Below are 15692 nucleotides of genomic sequence, written 5' to 3'. Positions count from 1 at the left end.
GCTTTGTTATAATATTTTTGTCATCAAGAAAGACTTCTAAAAATAGATTTATGCCAGAAATTACTCGATTTTATGGAATTATCATTAAACTCTTTTTTGCCGATTATCCACCTCCCCATTTTCATGCGATTTATGAAGAATATAACGCCCTATTTAATCTGGAAACCTTAGAAATCATTGAAGGAGACTTACCTAATAGAGCCACAAAAATGGTTGTAGAATGGGCAACAATCTATCAACCAGAATTATTGAAAATGTGGAACACTCAAGAATTTAATAAATTACCACCTTTGAAATAAAACAATGCTTTACCCCAAAATAACATCAGCCGAAATCATTGAAAATTATACTCTATTGGTGCATTTTTCTAATCATCAAGCTAGAAAATATAACTGTGAAAATCTACTAGAAAAAACGATGTTTTCTTCCCTTAAAAACTATGCTTTCTTTAAAAACTTTCAACTTGATCCATCAGGGAGCGGAATCATTTGGAATGATGAAGTTGATATAAGCGAGTAGGAAATTTGGATCAATGGAATTGAACTATGATTGCCGATCTTGTATTGCGATCGCTGTTATCTTGTTGATTAAACTTTAAAATTGCCATTGCTTGGGATAGGAACGCAAATGGCGATCGCTTCTTGGGGATGAGGAGGGGAAAATAGCGATCATCTTGGGTTAAAATGGATTTCTGCTCAAGCTCATTGTTGAATGGCATTCACTCGTGTCTAAAAGGGATAAACTACTAGAACTACTAAAGAATAGTCCTAATAACGCAAGATTCAACGATATTTGTAAACTGCTAGAATTAGAAGGGTTTTCCCTTGATCGAATTACAGGTAGCCATCACATTTTTAAAAGAAATGATATTATTTTGGTCATACCTGTTCATAATAAAAAAGTAAAATCTGTTTATATTCGTCGAGTCCTTGAAATTATCGGAGACAACTAAAGATGAATTATCCAATTATTATTTATCCCTGTGAAGAAGGCGGTTTTGTCGCTGAAATTCCAGCACTATCTGGCTGTTTGGCTCAGGGTGAAACCTTAGAAGAAACCCTAGAAGAATTACTGATGGTAAAAGATTTATGGTTAGAAACAGCCCAAAAATATAATCAAAAACTTCCCAACTTAGAAACAGAGATAGCGAAAATCAAAGCATTAAGCACTGTATAGAGCAATTTTTGGGGAATGGCGATCGCTTTTTGATGAGGGGTGGGGATCGCTAATTGCCGTCTTGACTTAAAAGTGCGATCGCATGATCTGGTAGGTTGGGTTGAGGTGACGAAACCCAACATTACTTTTTCCCAGATTACCACCCAATATCTGAGTTATAATCAATAATATCCATTCTACACCTTAATCAAATAATTTAACTTATGTCTGCTACAATTCGTGAAGAACTTCACCAACAGATTGACCGATTACCTGATGACATTGTTGAAAAAATTGCCAACTTTACCCGATTAATTTCCCCTGAGCCAAACAACATTTCAGAATATACTAATTGGCAAGATGAAGACTGGCAAAAATTTTCATTAGAGCAATTTTTCAAAGAAGGAGATGAAATTGAATATTCCCTAGGGGATGCTCAAGAAATTTACCAACCATGAAACTAGGTGATATTGTTCTAATTCGTTTTCCTCAAGCAGACTTGAAATCAGGAAAACTACGTCCAGCTTTAATTATTGCTATTTCACCAAGTCGCCATCGTGATTTATTACTTGCTTTAATTTCTTCTCGTCTCCATCAAGCTACTCTAGGATTTGACGAAATTATTAATACCTCAGATTCTGACTATATTACTACTGGACTTAAAGTGGCTTCTTTAATTCGGCTAGGACGATTAACAAGTGTCGAATCATCTGTAATCAATGCACGTTTAGGAAATATCTCACCAGAAAGACTAATACGTATTAAAAATCTTTTAATCAATTGGCTAAGAAAATAAAATTAGTGTGGTCTGCTAGGCTTCGCCGCTCTTCGAGAACGCAGGGCCTTCGGCAACACCGTCATCTTGTTGATTAAACTTTAAAATTGCGATCATTTTGGCCTTTGAAAGTGCGATCGCTGGTATCTTGTTGATTAAGGTTTGAAACTACCATTGCTTGGGATAGGAACGCCAAGGGCGATTGTTTTGGCTTTTGAAAGTGCGATTATTTTGGGAGAGTGCGATCCTGTCATTTCGTTGATTAAGTGCGATCGCTGCTTGGGCGGGGAAGGCAGAGATCAACTACCGTATAATAAGGAAAGTAATTTTTAAATACCTTAACCAATGAAAATCAAAGTGCGATCGCTGATCTGGTAGGTTGGGTTGAGGTAACGAAACCCAACATTGCCTTTATTTCTTACCTTAATTTTTTGGGTTTCACTTCGTTCAACCCAACCTACATTTTATTCCATACCGATATTAGTGACGAAACCCAACATTGCCTTTATTTCTTACCTTAACTTGTTGGGTTTCACTTTGTTTAACCCAACCTACATTTTATTCCATACCAATATTACTATCAAAGATCAGCCTTTCTGAAGCCCCCCACATCTGATCATAAATTCCTTCTTCAACATAACGATGAAAACTAGAATATTGCCAATCTTTCGGAGCTTTTACTAATCCATGATGCACGGGATTATAATGAATGTATTCGATATGATTAACAAAATCTCGATCGCCGTAGGCGCGCCCTTGGCGACCATCTCGAACTTGATGCTCCCAAAATCGGCGTTGCCAAATGGCCTTTTCTTTTTTATGTTGTCGAGATGTTGAAATTTTACCCTGATATTGAGGATGACATTGACGGCTAAAATAACTTTTAATTAATCGCCAACGAGTTGAAAAATCTGCATCTGTTTCAGGCAATGTCCAAAGAGCATGAATGGGATCTGGTAAAATGACAATAGCATCAATCTTAAAATGATGTTGTCGCATGACATATTTAAAAGCATTTCGTAGTAAATCCACATTTTCAGGTTCACACAAAATTTTGTGGCGATTGTATGTCACCAACGTAAAAAAATAAGTTGCTCCTGGTGTTTTTGCCCTACGATATTGCATAAAATTAGAATAACATTTATTGGACTGGTGTTTACTCGACTGGCGTTGGGTTTCGTGCCTCAACCCAACCTACCAAACTGCGATCTCTTTGATTGTTATTAGTGCGATTACTTTCACTTTTGAAATGCGATCATTGTGGATTTTGAAAGTGCGATCATTTTGGGAGAGTCAATTTTTCGGGAATAGCGATCGCACGTGTCATTATCAAAGTCCTATAGAAATGAGATAGGATCAAGACATCCCTATAAACTGTCAACAATTTATGAAATCCATTAAAATCATTGTTGAAAAACATCCTGATGGCTATATCGCCTATCCATTGGGAATTCAAGGCGTAGTAGTCGGTGAAGGTGATACCTATGAAGATGCTCTTAATGACGTGCGATCGGCGATCGCTTTTCATGTTGAAACCTTTGGGGAATCAGTTCTCGAAGCTGAATCATCTGTATTAGAAGCCTTTGTTGTAGAGGCAATGGTCTAATGGCAAAATTTCCCGTTGATGCTCCCAACGCCAAAGTGATTAAAGTTCTTGAAAAATTTGGTTTTTCAATTGTTAGAGAAAAAGAGCATATTTCTATGATTAGAAAAAATTCGGATGGAACAACAACACCTTTAACACTACCAAATCACCAGCAAATTAAAAGCTCTACATTAAGAAGTATTTGCACTCAAGCGGGTATCTCACGAGATGATTTTATTGCTTCCTATGAAAAAACTTAAGGCAAAATCCTTTAAATGTGATTATTTTGGCCTTTGAAAGAGCGATCTTGTAGGTTGGGTTAAGGTGACGAAACCCAACATTGCCTTTTTGTCTTACCCTAATTTATTGGGTTTCACTTCGTTCAAACCGACCTACAGTGCGATTATTTGCTTTATAATTTTTACTAATCCCTTACAAAAAAAATACTCCAAAATCCTCGTGAACTTTATTTTAAGTCACCATGCCGAAGAAAAAATTATTCAACGCCAAATCTCTTGAAAAATATTGCAGGACATCCTCAATAATCCTGAGCAAATTTTAGAAGAAGATGGACTCAAAGTTGATCAAGGTACGTTTGTCGCCATTAACAATAAAACTTATCTTCTGAGAATTTACATTAATGACTTAGTTGAGCCTCAAAAAATTGTTACACTATATGTTACCAGTAAACTTAGAAAATATAGGCAGCTATCAAATGAAAGCTAAATATGATGCTGAAGTTGACGTTTTAACAATTACCTGGCATGACACACCCGTAGAAGAAAGTGAGGCAATCAGTCCGGGGGTTATTCTTGACTATGATCAAGCAGGTAATGTAATCGGGATTGAAATTCTTAATGCTTCTCGAAAAATCGAGAATTTTTCTCCGAATGTGCAGGTAGCTATTTCTTCTCGATAAAGGCGATCGCTATTGGCTGATAGTGCGATCGCTGATCGCGTAGGATGGGTTAACACAGCTTGACACTCCCGGGCCTAAAGGCGTGAGGATTCTCGAAGCTCATCACAGCCCTTTCTGGTTTCCCTTACTTAGGTCTTACACGATTATGTCTGAACCGAACCTACTAGAATATCACTTGCTATCTAGTTATCCTTTTTCTGGTTCACTCTCCAAGCGTTTTGGTCTTTTAACCAAGATTTGGGTATGCCCTACCCTATCTGTCTGACGACAAAGATTTTTACTGGTTTTTCATTCACCGTTGTTTATCGGCTACTGCGCTATGTTTGACGAGGTTTTCGCTACCCTCCCTTTTTGTCTCTTATGCAGACTTTCGAGTTCAAGGGTTCAACTCAATCGAGCCATTCACTACCGCCCACTCAGGGGATTCAAACCAATTTCATTTTAACATAAAGCCGTCCTAAAAGGACGGGGCTTTAACCCAAAATTTTGGTAAATCGTCACAAACATTGATGATCAAAGGCGATCGCTTTATAGATGGTAAAGAGGCGATCATTATTGTGAGAGCCAATCCTTCGGAGATAGCGATCGTTTTTTGTGATGACGAGGGGCGATCGCTTTTCTTGTCATCAGTTCTAACTCATGCTGATTTTGATATAATAGCCATAATTGTTTGACATCTTAAGAGAAAAAATCATGATTAGAGCGATTAAACAGAAAGGAATTGTTGGTAGAGAAGGAAAAATAGAGCTTTATTCTACGGAACTAGAAGAAGGAACGGATGTGGATATCATTATTTTAGTATCTGATTCTGAACCCGATACAACCGAATATCTTCTTTCAACAGAAGCCAATCAGCGTCAATTATCCGAAGCTATTGACAGAATAGAAAATAAAGAAAAATTAGTGACAATCACCACAAAAGAATGGCTTGAAAAATATAGTATTTGATCCGAAAGCTTTTAAAGAATTCAATGAATGGGCGATAGAAGACAAAAAACTCTATAAAAAAATCGTTGATTTAATTGATGATATATTGCGCCATCCCTTCTCTGAAATCGGTAAACCCGAACCCTTAAAATATCAACTCAAGGGTTATTGGTCAAGACGCATTGATGATGAACATCGCTTAGTATATAGCTTTTCTCACACCTGTGTGGCACATTTAAACCTTTGCTGATTAAGCTTTTTAACACCGATAATGTACCTCTTGTGAACAGTAAACGCTATATAAAATTACAGAAACAGAAATTATTATAGCGTTTCTGATTCACAAGAGGTACATTCCCGATCCTGAACAGCTTAATCAGCAAAGGTTTAAGTGTGCCGCACAGATGCGAGAACCGCTATATTATCAGTTGTAAATTTCATTATGACTAGGCTCAAGGTAATCGCTATCATCTTGTTGATTAAACTTTAAAATTGCCATTGCTTGGGATAGGAATGCGGGGGGCGATCATTTTTGGAAGGAGCAATTTTTGGGTAATGGCGATCGCTTTTGGGTCAGGGGGAGGAACGATCATTTTTGGAATGAGCAATTTTTGGGGAATAGCGATCGCTTTTGGGTCAGGGGGAGGGGCGATCGCTTTTAACACACCTATTCTATAATTGTTATCATCTTTCAAATTAACCAAAAAAGGAGTTACAATTATAGCTACGTCAGAGCAAAAAACAAGATGTTATGTCCTGTGTTGTTGGTTTACTAGACTTTATTTACCTATTAACATTGTTCGTCTAGATGAGCGCACGGGAAATATTTTTTTCCTGGCAGGAGAGGAAAACATTATTGAAATCTATCCAAACGGAAATTGGAGGTACATTGCATGAGTCAACCTAAATTTCAAGCAATGAGTCAAAAAGAACTGCAAGATTATATGCTTTCTCACCGAGATGATCAACAAGCCTTCTATGCTTATATAGACAGACTACATCAACAAGGAAATTGGATTGAAATGCCTCCAGTAGATTCGGTTGAAGATTTAGAAAAATATCCTGAATTTACAGCACGATTTCGCCAAAACTCTCAACCTTGATTATCCGTCATAAATGTGATCGCTGTCATCTTCTTGATTAAACTTTAAAATTGCCATTGCTTGGGATAGGAATGCAGGGGGCGATCATTTTTGGAAGGAGCAATTTTTGGGTAATGGCGATCGCTTTTTGGGCAGGGGGAGGAGCGATCGCATCTCTCCTAGGGTAGAATGCTGATTGCAAAGGATGGTCAGTCAGCCCTAGATAGTCAACAGCTTACCCGAAAAAGCTAGATTTTGTCACAAAATTTAGTATTACTTAGGGCTGTGTATAGAGAAGTTGCGAATTGTTAACCCTAGCTTTGCTAGGAAAACAAAACATGGTATTGTGACCCCAAGGCCGTAAAAAACGGCCCGGTTTTCAGTCTTTTTAAACATCAGGTCGCTACATTCTACAGCTATTTTCGCTCAAAAAAACCGATTTTCTAGGCATTTCTATGACTTATCTTGTTGAAAATCCTTCTACAACCTTTTATTCCTATACCGATACGGGGGTCGATCCCCTGAAAACCGCTCACGGAGTTTATATCACGGTTCACGGACATTTTTACCAACCACCGCGAGAAAATCCCTATCTAGACAGAATTGAACGGCAGCCGAGCGCCCATCCCTTCCACAATTGGAATGAACGCATCCATCACGAGTGTTATCGTGCCAATGCTTTTGCGCGCATTTACAATGACCGGGGAGAAGTGATCAAAATAGTTAATAACTACGAATATCTCAGCTTTAACATCGGGGCCACCCTCATGTCATGGATGCAATCCCATGATCCCGAAGTTTACCAACGCATCTTGGCAGCGGATCAAAAAGTTGTCAACGCTTAAACGGTCATGGTAACGCCATCGCCCAAGTCTATAATCATATCATTCTGCCCCTAGCCAACAAACAGGACAAATACACCCAAATTCGCTGGGGAAAAGCCGATTTTCAGCATCGTTTCGGTCGCGATCCCGAAGGAATGTGGTTAGCGGAAACAGCCATTGATTTAGCCACAGTGACAGCTTTAATCGATGAGGGGATTAAATTCACCATTTTAGCCCCTTCCCAGGCCCTGCGCTGTCGTCCTTTCCCTAGCGACCATGATCCCCATCCCCAATGGCACGCGGTGGCCGGAGGTCAAATCGATCCCACCCGTCCCTATCGCTGTTACATCCCCGATGGTCGTTATCTGGATATTTTCTTCTACGATGGCCCGATTTCTCGGGATATGGGCTTTAATGATGTCCTAGCCAGCAGTGATTTTCTCGTCGGTCGTCTGGGACAAGCAATTAAAGGGGATCATCGTCCCTCCCAGTTAATCAGCGTCGCCACCGATGGGGAAACCTTCGGCCACCACAAACAGGGGACAGAGAAGTGTCTTAGCTATGCTTTTACGGAATCTTTTCCTAAAAACGGCTGGACAGTCACTAATTTCGCCCATTATCTCAGTATTTGCCCCCCGACTTGGGAAGTGGAATTAAAACCCGTGACCGCCTGGAGTTGCGTCCATGGCGTAAATCGTTGGCAGGATGACTGTGGTTGCGGGGGAGGGGGAAATTACCAGCAAAAATGGCGTAAACCCCTGCGGGAGTCCCTAAATTGGCTCAGAGATGAGTTAATTAAGGTCTATGAGATTCAGGGACAGGAATTTTTCCGCGATCCTTGGCAGACAAGGGATGACTACATTGCAGTTATTTTAGATCGATCCCCAGATGCGATCGAACATTTCCTCGCCCTACATCAAAGTCGCAACCTGAGTAAAAGCGAGAAAATCGATGCTTTGCGTTTGTTAGAAATGCAAAGACAGGCTTTATTGATGTTTACCAGTTGTGGCTGGTTTTTTGAGGAAATTTCTCGACCTGAAGGTACGCAAATTTTGAGATATGCGGGCCGGGCCCTGGAATTAGCTGGAGAAGTGGCTGGAATTCAATTAGAAATGAATTTCCTCAGTCGTCTAGCTTTAGCCCCCAGTAACGTTAAGTTATATCAAGATGGGGCCGATGTCTATCGACAATTGGTCACTTCTGCGCGGGTCGATTTGGAACAGGTGGCGGCCCATTACGCCATTAGTTCCCTATTTACCAATTATCCCAGTCATCATCGGATTTATTGTTACAATACCCGTCAATTAGATTATCAAAAACAAGCGATCGGGTCTTTAACTTTAGCAGTGGGACAGGTGGAATTAACCTCAGAAATTACCCAAGAAAGTGAACATTTTGTCTTTGCTGTTCTACATTTAGGAGGTTGGGATTTTTACTGTTGCATTCAACCGTTTAACAGTCGGTTAATCTATACCAATCTAAAGGATCATCTCTTTGAATCTTTACAACAGGCCAGTGTCTCGACCATGATCGTAGAAATGGGGCGCGGATTGGGAGAAAACTTTTTTGCTTTACCCCATCTTTTTGCCGATGAAAGACACCGGATCATGCAGAAGGTGACAGCCGAAACTAAAAAACGTCTCGATCAATTATATACCCAAGTTTATCGGGATAATTACGGCATTTTAGCGGCTTTCCAAAGGGATGAGCTGCCCGTACCTCAAGAGTTACAGGTAGCGGCTGATATTGCCATTTCTCACCGTTGTTTACAGGTGATTAATGCCCTAGAAAAAGATTTTGAGCAGCGGCAAGCAACGGAGAATAATCTCGATCAATTATTGGCTATTGCGAAGGAAGCCAATCATTTACACTGTCAATTAAATATTCCTGAAGCGCATCAAACCTTAGAAAGTTTGCTCTGGCAATCTCTTGGGAAATTATTACACGATGGCGATCCTTTAACGGCGGAGGAGGATACTAGGTTAATCACCCGTTTAATTGAAGTTAGCCAACAATTAAAGCTAGGATTATCCCTCGATCGCTCTCAGGAATTATACTATTATTATTTCCACGATCGTCTAGTTCCTAATTGTTTGCAGTCCAATTCAATAGCTGCTTTCTGTCCTTGGCCGATGACTCAATTAAAGTGGTTATTACTATTAGGACAAGTGTTAAAAGTTGATGTGAGTATTTGGCTGTAAAATCAGTAACAGGGTGGGCAATGCTCACCCTTTGATTTGCCCTGGAACTGAGGTTAACCCAGAGACTAAACCCTTAGATTTATAATGGATTATAAGTCTCTCATCGAAGGTTTACATGACTATCACGCCGATTTATGCCGCCTCAGCCAGCACAGCAAGCCAGTATCCCGATGCTTTTGGGCGTTTTGGACGCTACGGGGGCAAATACGTCCCAGAAACCCTGATGCCAGCCTTAAGTGAACTAGAAACGGCCTATAATCAGTACAAAGACGACCCCGATTTTCAAGAAGAATTAAATCAACTACTCAAGGATTACGTCGGCAGACCTAGCCCCTTATATTTTGCCGAACGTCTCACCGCCCATTATGCCAAAGCTGACGGTACTGGGGCGCAAATTTACCTAAAAAGGGAAGATTTAAACCATACCGGGGCCCACAAGATTAATAACGCCCTCGGTCAGGTTTTATTAGCCAAACGCATGGGTAAAAAACGCATTATCGCCGAAACCGGGGCAGGACAGCACGGCGTGGCCACCGCTACGGTTTGCGCTCGTTTTGGTCTAGAATGCGTGATTTATATGGGAATTCACGACATGGAACGCCAGGAACTCAATGTTTTCCGCATGAGACTGCTTGGCGCAACGGTGCAACCCGTGGCCGCCGGGACGGGAACCCTGAAAGATGCCACCTCGGAAGCGATTCGCGACTGGGTAACTAATGTGGAAACCACTCACTACATCCTTGGTTCTGTGGCCGGTCCCCACCCCTATCCGATGATGGTGCGCGATTTTCATGCGGTTATTGGTCAAGAAACTCGTCAGCAAAGTCTGGAAAAATGGGGCGGTTTACCGGATATTCTCCTCGCTTGTGTGGGGGGTGGTTCTAATGCTATGGGTTTATTTCATGAGTTTGTTAAAGAAACTTCCGTGCGTTTAATTGGTGTTGAGGCCGCTGGGGAAAGTATCGCTTCCGGAAAACACGCCGCCACCCTTACCCAAGGTCAACCGGGGGTTCTACATGGGGCCATGAGTTATTTATTACAAGATAACGAAGGTCAAGTTATCGAGGCTCACTCCATTAGTGCCGGTTTAGATTATCCCGGAGTCGGGCCAGAACATAGCTTTTTAAAAGATATTGGTCGCGCCGAATATTACAGCGTGACTGACCAGGAAGCATTAGAAGCTTTTCAAAGAGTTTCCCGTTTAGAAGGGATTATTCCGGCCCTAGAAACTGCCCACGCTTTAGCTTATTTAGAAACTCTTTGCCCGCAAGTAACTGGTAGTCCTCGCATTGTTATTAATTTCTCTGGACGGGGTGATAAAGATGTGCAATCGGTGGCTAAATATTTATCGATGAATGGTTAACAGTGAGCAGTTATCAGTTATCAGATTTGAGTATTAAGTGACCAGTATTAGATAAGCAGTATTAAATGGCGGTTTGTTGCTGTCCTTTCACTTTTGATCGATTACTATTTAGGGCTGGCTGAATAATGGTAAAACCCTTTTAAAATAAGGCTTTTGACCTGTTAAAATCCGATGTTCATGCCGCGAAAATAGGATTGGGACTTTCAAAAACCTGGCATTATCCTTCTTGTAGTACATGGCTTGGTACAAAAAACAGGGCAACAAAGCCTGAAACGACCGGCTACTGACTCCTAACCCCACCAACAAACTTTTTGCCGCAAACCGTAGGTAATTTACCAGATGAAAATGGGTAAAACCCTACACCCTACACCCGACACCCCACACCCTGCCCCCACGAGAAACTTTTTCAGCAGACCCTAAATAAGAGGTATCGGCTATTGTGTATCTAAATTTGATATTCGTTTTGACCTGTTCCTCGTTCCGGACTAGCTTAATATGAAAAGTTCTTTTAAGAAACGTTATCAGTTAGGAATTTTGATGCTTGTATCGACAAGTTTAATGGCCTGTAGTGCCTTAAACTATAGCTCTTTTAAGGAACTCGTACCATCTTTTTCTCCCTCTCCTTCTCCCTCTCCTTTAGATGCGGCAACTTTACTTGTTTTAGAGAATAAAATCTATCAACAGGTCAATCGCTATCGTCAATCTCGCAATTTATCTCCCCTACTGTTAAATCGGGCAATTTCGCAACAAGCAAGATTACATAGCCAACGTATGGCTGCGGGTTTAGTTCCTTTTAGTCATCAAGATTTTGACAAAAGAGCGCAAACTATTGGCGTTTCCGTTCCCTATGAAGCGGTGGGGGAAAATGTGGCAGTTAATCAAGGTTATGATGACCCGGTAATAATTGCTGTGGATGGCTGGATTAAAAGTCAAGGTCATCGGGAAAATATGGAGGGAGATTTTGATAGTACCGGGATTGGAGTAGCGACGGATAATCAAGGGAAATTATACTTTACTCAAATATTTTTAAAACGTCAATCCGCTCCCGTTGCTACTAATCCCCTTGGCTATGATTTTATCGGGAATCAATCTTTTTTTATTACCCTCGAAGAGAACACTAATTATCAAGTTAATCGCTACCGAATTTCTCAAAATTTACCGCCCCTACGTCTCGATGCTCGCGTTAGTCATGAAGCTCGCTTATTTAGTCAAAAAATGGCCAATAAACAGGCTCCTTTTAGTCATGATGGTTTTGAGGGAAGAGTCAAGGCAGTACAAAGGATGATACCTTTAGAAAAAATGGGCGAAAATTTGGCTTTTATGAAGGGATATCCTGACCCCGTTGCTGTTGCCGTCAAGGGTTGGATTAATAGTCCTGGTCATCAAAAAAATATGGTTGGTGATTATAATCTCACCGGTATCGGTATCGCTAAAAATAATGCTGGTGAATATTATTTTACACAACTTTTTGTTAAAAAGCGTTGACAAAATCACCCCAAGGATATTTAAATTTAATTATCAGTTTTTAACTATCAGCCTTTTCAGTTATCAGTTATTAGTTATCAGTTATCAGATTTGAGTTTTCAGTGGACAGTCTTAAGTAAGGAGTATTAAACCGCATTAACAGTGCTGTCTTTTTACTGTTTACTGTTTACTGTTTACTGATCACTGAAAAAGCTCTCCTAACCCCTAACTATATGAACTTAGACAATTTTCAAGTGTGCGATCGAGATTTAAGCGATGACCTATTATCCCGTTATCTAGGGGTTAATTTGATCGCCGTAGATACAGAAACGATGGGATTAATCCCAGGACGCGATCGACTGTGTTTAATTCAACTCTGTGACCCCAGTGGTTTTGTCACCGCTATTCGCGTTTTTAGGGGGCAAACAGAGGCTCCTAATCTCAAAAAGGTCATGGAGGATGAGCGGATAGAAAAAGTCTTTCATTTCGCCCGTTTTGATGTGGCTCAACTATCCCATACTTTTGCCATTGCCACTAAACCGATTTTCTGTACCAAAATCGCCAGTAAACTCGCTCGGACTTATACCAGCAGTCACGGTTTAAAAAGTCTCGTGCAGGAATTAGAAGGCATAGAATTAGATAAAACCGCTCAAAGTTCTGATTGGGGAAATGCCGCTAATCTCACCCCAAAACAACTGAGTTATGCCGCCAACGATGTGCGCTATTTACTGTCAGTGCGAGATAAACTAATTGTGATGCTGCAAAGAGAAGAAAGATGGGAATTAGCCCAAAAATGCTTTAGTTGTATCCCCATCTTCACCGCTTTAGATTTACAGCAATACAAAGATATATTTGAGCATTAGTCAGCAAAAGTTAAGGTCTATTTAATAAGTAAATAGAAGATAGATTTTGTCTTTGATACCCCCTTAATCCCCCCTTAATAAGGGGGGATCTGACAATTTTTAACACCCACCTACTTAGTATGATTGACTCCCAATCGAACCTTAAAAACCCAGTTATGGATTGTTTCTCCCCACTCCCCACTTCCCCACTTCCCCACTTCCCTCACTGATCACTGATTATTGATCACTGAAAATGCTCCCGACTGTCAAAAGCTGCCAAGATCACAAAAAAGACCGCTATGATCGAAAATAGAAATCATCGTCATTGGTAGAGAATAGGTAAAAAATCTATGACATCTTATGCGGCCTCCTCTGCACGAGCCGAAATGAGCGAACTTCGGCGCCTAAAAACCCTGCTACCCCCAGAATTACAAAGTTGGGTGACGGTAGAGGGTTCCACAGAGGTTAATCCCCCCCTGATCCGTTGTGAAGAAATTGGCAGAGATGAGGTAGAAATTCAGATAGATTTAGCCAAATGGGAGAATTTAGCCATTGATCAGCGTAATTTGCTCTTTTGGCATGAAGTGGCCAGGATTCAAAATGATAGTATTCCCCGGGAAGGCTGGGAAATGGCCGCCCTCGCTATTGGCTTAGGTGGTGCAGTGGGGGAATTATGGGTACAGGACGGGTTATTATTGCTTTTGGCCATGGGATTATGTGGGATTTCCGGTTATCGTCTCTGGCGCAAAAATAATGGCGATAAAATACTCAAAGAAGCGATCGAAGCCGATGAAAAAGCGATCGCTCTGGCCACCCGTTTCGGTTATTCTCTCCCCAACGCCTACAAGAGCCTAGGCAGTGCCTTTAAAACCCTAATTGAACAAACACCTAACCGTCGTCTGCGTAAGCGTTATGAGACCCGTTTAGATGGCCTGAGAAAGAGTGCGGCGAAAGCGAAAGCCCAAACCCAAGGCCGTCCGCCCCTAGGTGAGATTCGTTAGCCGATAATCACAGGTAATCTCTGACATTACCCATTGGTATTTGGGGAAAAGTGTAGTAAACATTAAGTAGGTCATCAGGCCTTGTTCATCTATCAAACCACCTCTTTGTGTCGATGACTTCCCAAATTCCTGAAACACGTTTTCTGATCATTCCGATGGAGTATCCGGTTTTGCGGATGCCCGATCGCTTGACTGTCCTGGAAGCAGTACAGTTCAAAGATCTCTTTCACCATCTCATCGCCCAAACACCCACTCCCGAAAAAGTCATTCTCGATCTGAATGCCACTCAATTTATGGATAGTAGTGGTGTGGGTGCTTTAGTCCATAATCTCAAAGCGGCCAGGGCAAAAAATATCGAGTTAGTGCTGGCTAACGTCCATCCCCCAGTGATGGGGGTTTTATCGATTACGGGATTAGATCAATTATTCACCTTCCAAACCCCTCCCCTAGCACCCCAAGAAAACGGCCTTACTACCACTGAAAACCATCTACCGGAAACCCATCCCTCGATTCGCAGTTGGTTAAAGCGCGGTCTTGACATTGTTGGTGGCATCGTGGGTTTATTAATCACGGGGGTTATTTTTGTCCCTATTGCCATCGCTATTAAGTTAGACAGTCCAGGGCCGATTTTTTTCAGTCAGACCCGCTGCGGTTGGTTGGGAAAGGAATTTAAAATTCTCAAGTTTCGTTCCATGTGTGTGGAGGCAGAAGCACTCAAGGATAAAATCCCCAATCAAGCGCAGGGAGCTTTTTTTAAGAATAAAAATGATCCCCGGATTACCCGGGTAGGAAAATTTTTACGTCGTACCAGCTTAGACGAATTCCCCCAGTTTTGGAATGTGATCACTGGTGAAATGAGTCTTGTCGGCACTCGTCCCCCCACACCCGATGAGGTGGAACGCTACGATGTTCCCCAATGGCAACGTTTAGATGTAAAACCGGGTATGACGGGAGAATGGCAGGTGAATGGTCGCTCTCGGGTGCGTAATTTTGAAGAAGTAATTCAACTGGATTTGCGCTATCAAGAAAATTGGAGTCTAGGCTACGATCTACAACTGATTTTTAAAACAATTTTGATTCTCTTTCAAAAAAACAGTGGTGCCTTCTGACGTCTTAAATTCCCCTTCTTTTCCCCTCCAATTCCATCTACAAGTCCGGACGGAATTGGCAGCTTTAATCCCAGTTCTAAAATGGTTTGAATCTCACGGCCGCTCTTTTCTACCCGACTCGGTGCTTTGGCAGTGCAAGGTGGCTTTAGCAGAAGGATTTACTAATACTGTCCGTTACGCTCACCAACATTTACCACCGACCACACCGATCAATCTAGAATTAACTTTACAGTCCCATTCTCTAGAAATAAGAATATGGGATCACGGTCAACCTTTTGATCTGCAAGCCAAACTTGATTCTTTACAACAACATCCCCTCGCACCTTTGGAAATGGAAAGCGATCGAGGATTACTTTTCATGCGTTCTCTTACTGATACTTTACAATATATCCGCACTGCCGAAGGGAGAAATTGTTTAATTCTCCAGAAAAGTTTTTAAGCCAAT

23 protein-coding genes and 1 pseudogene are annotated in these 15692 nt (G+C 41.2%); 21 read left to right on the top strand and 3 right to left on the bottom strand.

Annotated features, from left to right (window positions below; all coding sequences use genetic code 11):
- Positions 1–50 precede the first annotated feature (50 nt).
- Positions 51–299 carry a DUF4160 domain-containing protein gene (locus GQR42_RS25870; protein ID WP_158202165.1) on the top strand — a complete coding sequence of 83 codons (249 nt, stop codon included), beginning with the start codon at positions 51–53 and terminating at the stop codon, positions 297–299.
- 4 nt (positions 300–303) lie between these two features.
- The gene (locus GQR42_RS25865) at positions 304–519 is read left to right on the top strand and encodes a DUF2442 domain-containing protein (RefSeq protein ID WP_158202164.1); all 216 of its coding nucleotides are present in this window, start codon (positions 304–306) and stop codon (positions 517–519) included.
- Positions 520–529: 10 nt separating this feature from the next.
- Here the strand turns inward: GQR42_RS25865 and GQR42_RS25860 are convergent, their stop codons facing one another.
- Positions 530–718: a hypothetical protein gene (locus GQR42_RS25860; protein WP_158202163.1), complete on the bottom strand. Its 189-nt coding sequence runs from the start codon at positions 716–718 to the stop codon at positions 530–532.
- A 6-nt stretch (positions 719–724) separates the two neighbouring features.
- Between GQR42_RS25860 and GQR42_RS25855 the strand changes: the two genes are divergently transcribed.
- The 4 genes from GQR42_RS25855 to GQR42_RS25840 all read left to right on the top strand — a co-directional run bounded on the left by GQR42_RS25855 (position 725) and on the right by GQR42_RS25840 (position 1951).
- The gene (locus GQR42_RS25855) at positions 725–952 is read left to right on the top strand and encodes a type II toxin-antitoxin system HicA family toxin (protein ID WP_002790649.1); all 228 of its coding nucleotides are present in this window, start codon (positions 725–727) and stop codon (positions 950–952) included.
- Between the two features lie 2 nt (positions 953–954).
- On the top strand, positions 955–1176 hold the full coding sequence (locus GQR42_RS25850; protein WP_158202162.1) for a type II toxin-antitoxin system HicB family antitoxin: 222 nt from the start codon (positions 955–957) through the stop codon (positions 1174–1176).
- 203 nt (positions 1177–1379) lie between these two features.
- On the top strand, positions 1380–1613 hold the full coding sequence (locus GQR42_RS25845) for a hypothetical protein (RefSeq protein WP_158202161.1): 234 nt from the start codon (positions 1380–1382) through the stop codon (positions 1611–1613).
- Positions 1610–1951, top strand: coding sequence for a type II toxin-antitoxin system PemK/MazF family toxin (locus tag GQR42_RS25840; protein ID WP_158202160.1), 342 nt, complete (start codon positions 1610–1612; stop codon positions 1949–1951). Before GQR42_RS25845 ends, GQR42_RS25840 begins: the two co-directional genes overlap by 4 nt.
- Before the next feature lie 537 nt (positions 1952–2488).
- Here the strand turns inward: GQR42_RS25840 and GQR42_RS25835 are convergent.
- Positions 2489–3055: an REP-associated tyrosine transposase gene (locus GQR42_RS25835; RefSeq protein WP_158202159.1), complete on the bottom strand. Its 567-nt coding sequence runs from the start codon at positions 3053–3055 to the stop codon at positions 2489–2491.
- Positions 3056–3317: 262 nt separating this feature from the next.
- Here GQR42_RS25835 and GQR42_RS25830 point away from each other — a divergent pair, with 262 nt between their 5' ends.
- The 6 genes from GQR42_RS25830 (at position 3318) to GQR42_RS25800 (ending at position 5611) form a co-directional block, all read left to right on the top strand.
- Positions 3318–3536 carry a type II toxin-antitoxin system HicB family antitoxin gene (locus tag GQR42_RS25830; protein WP_158202158.1) on the top strand — a complete coding sequence of 73 codons (219 nt, stop codon included), beginning with the start codon at positions 3318–3320 and terminating at the stop codon, positions 3534–3536.
- A complete protein-coding gene (locus tag GQR42_RS25825; RefSeq protein ID WP_158202157.1) occupies positions 3536–3775 on the top strand; it encodes a type II toxin-antitoxin system HicA family toxin in 240 nt (79 codons plus the stop codon). Before GQR42_RS25830 ends, GQR42_RS25825 begins: the two co-directional genes overlap by 1 nt.
- A 416-nt stretch (positions 3776–4191) precedes the next feature.
- A complete protein-coding gene (locus GQR42_RS25815; RefSeq protein WP_002775710.1) occupies positions 4192–4434 on the top strand; it encodes a DUF2283 domain-containing protein in 243 nt (80 codons plus the stop codon).
- A gap of 509 nt (positions 4435–4943) precedes the next feature.
- Positions 4944–5108 carry a hypothetical protein gene (locus tag GQR42_RS25810; protein ID WP_158202155.1) on the top strand — a complete coding sequence of 55 codons (165 nt, stop codon included), beginning with the start codon at positions 4944–4946 and terminating at the stop codon, positions 5106–5108.
- Between the two features lie 19 nt (positions 5109–5127).
- A complete protein-coding gene (locus GQR42_RS25805) occupies positions 5128–5382 on the top strand; it encodes a hypothetical protein (RefSeq protein WP_158202154.1) in 255 nt (84 codons plus the stop codon).
- Positions 5363–5611, top strand: a complete 249-nt coding sequence (locus tag GQR42_RS25800; RefSeq protein WP_158202153.1) for a Txe/YoeB family addiction module toxin — start codon at positions 5363–5365, stop codon at positions 5609–5611. The genes GQR42_RS25805 and GQR42_RS25800 overlap by 20 nt, the downstream gene beginning before the upstream one ends.
- Positions 5612–5840: 229 nt before the next feature.
- On the opposite strand, the gene GQR42_RS25795 is transcribed toward GQR42_RS25800, so the two are convergent.
- Positions 5841–6065 carry a hypothetical protein gene (locus tag GQR42_RS25795; RefSeq protein WP_158202152.1) on the bottom strand — a complete coding sequence of 75 codons (225 nt, stop codon included), beginning with the start codon at positions 6063–6065 and terminating at the stop codon, positions 5841–5843.
- On the opposite strand from GQR42_RS25795, the gene GQR42_RS30215 reads away from it, so the two are divergent.
- The 9 genes and pseudogenes from GQR42_RS30215 to GQR42_RS25755 all read left to right on the top strand — a co-directional run bounded on the left by GQR42_RS30215 (position 6040) and on the right by GQR42_RS25755 (position 15686).
- Positions 6040–6258 (top strand): DUF6888 family protein, encoded by a 219-nt coding sequence (locus GQR42_RS30215; RefSeq protein ID WP_371731250.1) that lies wholly within the window; start codon positions 6040–6042, stop codon positions 6256–6258. The two genes, GQR42_RS25795 and GQR42_RS30215, sit on opposite strands and share 26 nt — an antisense overlap.
- Complete coding sequence (locus GQR42_RS25790; RefSeq protein ID WP_158202151.1) at positions 6255–6464, top strand: DUF6887 family protein; 210 nt, start codon at positions 6255–6257, stop codon at positions 6462–6464. Before GQR42_RS30215 ends, GQR42_RS25790 begins: the two co-directional genes overlap by 4 nt.
- 434 nt (positions 6465–6898) lie before the next feature.
- Positions 6899–9468, top strand: a pseudogene (locus GQR42_RS25785) (DUF3536 domain-containing protein).
- Positions 9469–9583: 115 nt separating this feature from the next.
- Entirely contained in the window at positions 9584–10831 is a 1248-nt protein-coding gene (gene trpB / locus GQR42_RS25780; protein ID WP_158202150.1) for a tryptophan synthase subunit beta, read from the top strand.
- A 495-nt stretch (positions 10832–11326) separates the two neighbouring features.
- On the top strand, positions 11327–12316 hold the full coding sequence (locus tag GQR42_RS25775) for a CAP domain-containing protein (protein WP_158202149.1): 990 nt from the start codon (positions 11327–11329) through the stop codon (positions 12314–12316).
- A gap of 212 nt (positions 12317–12528) precedes the next feature.
- Positions 12529–13158 (top strand): ribonuclease D, encoded by a 630-nt coding sequence (locus GQR42_RS25770; protein WP_158202148.1) that lies wholly within the window; start codon positions 12529–12531, stop codon positions 13156–13158.
- A gap of 329 nt (positions 13159–13487) precedes the next feature.
- Complete coding sequence (locus GQR42_RS25765) at positions 13488–14138, top strand: DUF3318 domain-containing protein (RefSeq protein WP_158202147.1); 651 nt, start codon at positions 13488–13490, stop codon at positions 14136–14138.
- Between the two features lie 113 nt (positions 14139–14251).
- The gene (locus GQR42_RS25760) at positions 14252–15247 is read left to right on the top strand and encodes an anti-sigma factor antagonist (RefSeq protein ID WP_158202146.1); all 996 of its coding nucleotides are present in this window, start codon (positions 14252–14254) and stop codon (positions 15245–15247) included.
- The gene (locus GQR42_RS25755; protein WP_158202145.1) at positions 15234–15686 is read left to right on the top strand and encodes an ATP-binding protein; all 453 of its coding nucleotides are present in this window, start codon (positions 15234–15236) and stop codon (positions 15684–15686) included. The genes GQR42_RS25760 and GQR42_RS25755 overlap by 14 nt, the downstream gene beginning before the upstream one ends.
- The last annotated feature ends 6 nt before the right edge of the window (positions 15687–15692 follow it).

The organism is Microcystis aeruginosa FD4, assembly GCF_009792235.1.
Classification (GTDB): domain Bacteria; phylum Cyanobacteriota; class Cyanobacteriia; order Cyanobacteriales; family Microcystaceae; genus Microcystis; species Microcystis viridis.
This window is presented reverse-complemented; position numbering and strand designations above follow the sequence as displayed.

Coding starts and splice junctions, on each gene's coding strand:
- GQR42_RS25815 (WP_002775710.1), top strand. CDS start 4,192: ATGTTACCAGTAAACTTAGAAAATATAGGCAGCTATCAAATGAAAGCT.
- GQR42_RS25830 (WP_158202158.1), top strand. CDS start 3,318: ATGAAATCCATTAAAATCATTGTTGAAAAACATCCTGATGGCTATATC.
- GQR42_RS25825 (WP_158202157.1), top strand. CDS start 3,536: ATGGCAAAATTTCCCGTTGATGCTCCCAACGCCAAAGTGATTAAAGTT.
- GQR42_RS25865 (WP_158202164.1), top strand. CDS start 304: ATGCTTTACCCCAAAATAACATCAGCCGAAATCATTGAAAATTATACT.
- GQR42_RS25840 (WP_158202160.1), top strand. CDS start 1,610: ATGAAACTAGGTGATATTGTTCTAATTCGTTTTCCTCAAGCAGACTTG.
- GQR42_RS25805 (WP_158202154.1), top strand. CDS start 5,128: ATGATTAGAGCGATTAAACAGAAAGGAATTGTTGGTAGAGAAGGAAAA.
- GQR42_RS25770 (WP_158202148.1), top strand. CDS start 12,529: ATGAACTTAGACAATTTTCAAGTGTGCGATCGAGATTTAAGCGATGAC.
- GQR42_RS25790 (WP_158202151.1), top strand. CDS start 6,255: ATGAGTCAACCTAAATTTCAAGCAATGAGTCAAAAAGAACTGCAAGAT.
- GQR42_RS25775 (WP_158202149.1), top strand. CDS start 11,327: ATGAAAAGTTCTTTTAAGAAACGTTATCAGTTAGGAATTTTGATGCTT.
- GQR42_RS25860 (WP_158202163.1), bottom strand. CDS start 718: ATGCCATTCAACAATGAGCTTGAGCAGAAATCCATTTTAACCCAAGAT.
- GQR42_RS25765 (WP_158202147.1), top strand. CDS start 13,488: ATGACATCTTATGCGGCCTCCTCTGCACGAGCCGAAATGAGCGAACTT.
- trpB (WP_158202150.1), top strand. CDS start 9,584: ATGACTATCACGCCGATTTATGCCGCCTCAGCCAGCACAGCAAGCCAG.
- GQR42_RS25845 (WP_158202161.1), top strand. CDS start 1,380: ATGTCTGCTACAATTCGTGAAGAACTTCACCAACAGATTGACCGATTA.
- GQR42_RS25850 (WP_158202162.1), top strand. CDS start 955: ATGAATTATCCAATTATTATTTATCCCTGTGAAGAAGGCGGTTTTGTC.
- GQR42_RS25760 (WP_158202146.1), top strand. CDS start 14,252: ATGACTTCCCAAATTCCTGAAACACGTTTTCTGATCATTCCGATGGAG.
- GQR42_RS25870 (WP_158202165.1), top strand. CDS start 51: ATGCCAGAAATTACTCGATTTTATGGAATTATCATTAAACTCTTTTTT.
- GQR42_RS25810 (WP_158202155.1), top strand. CDS start 4,944: ATGATCAAAGGCGATCGCTTTATAGATGGTAAAGAGGCGATCATTATT.
- GQR42_RS25835 (WP_158202159.1), bottom strand. CDS start 3,055: ATGCAATATCGTAGGGCAAAAACACCAGGAGCAACTTATTTTTTTACG.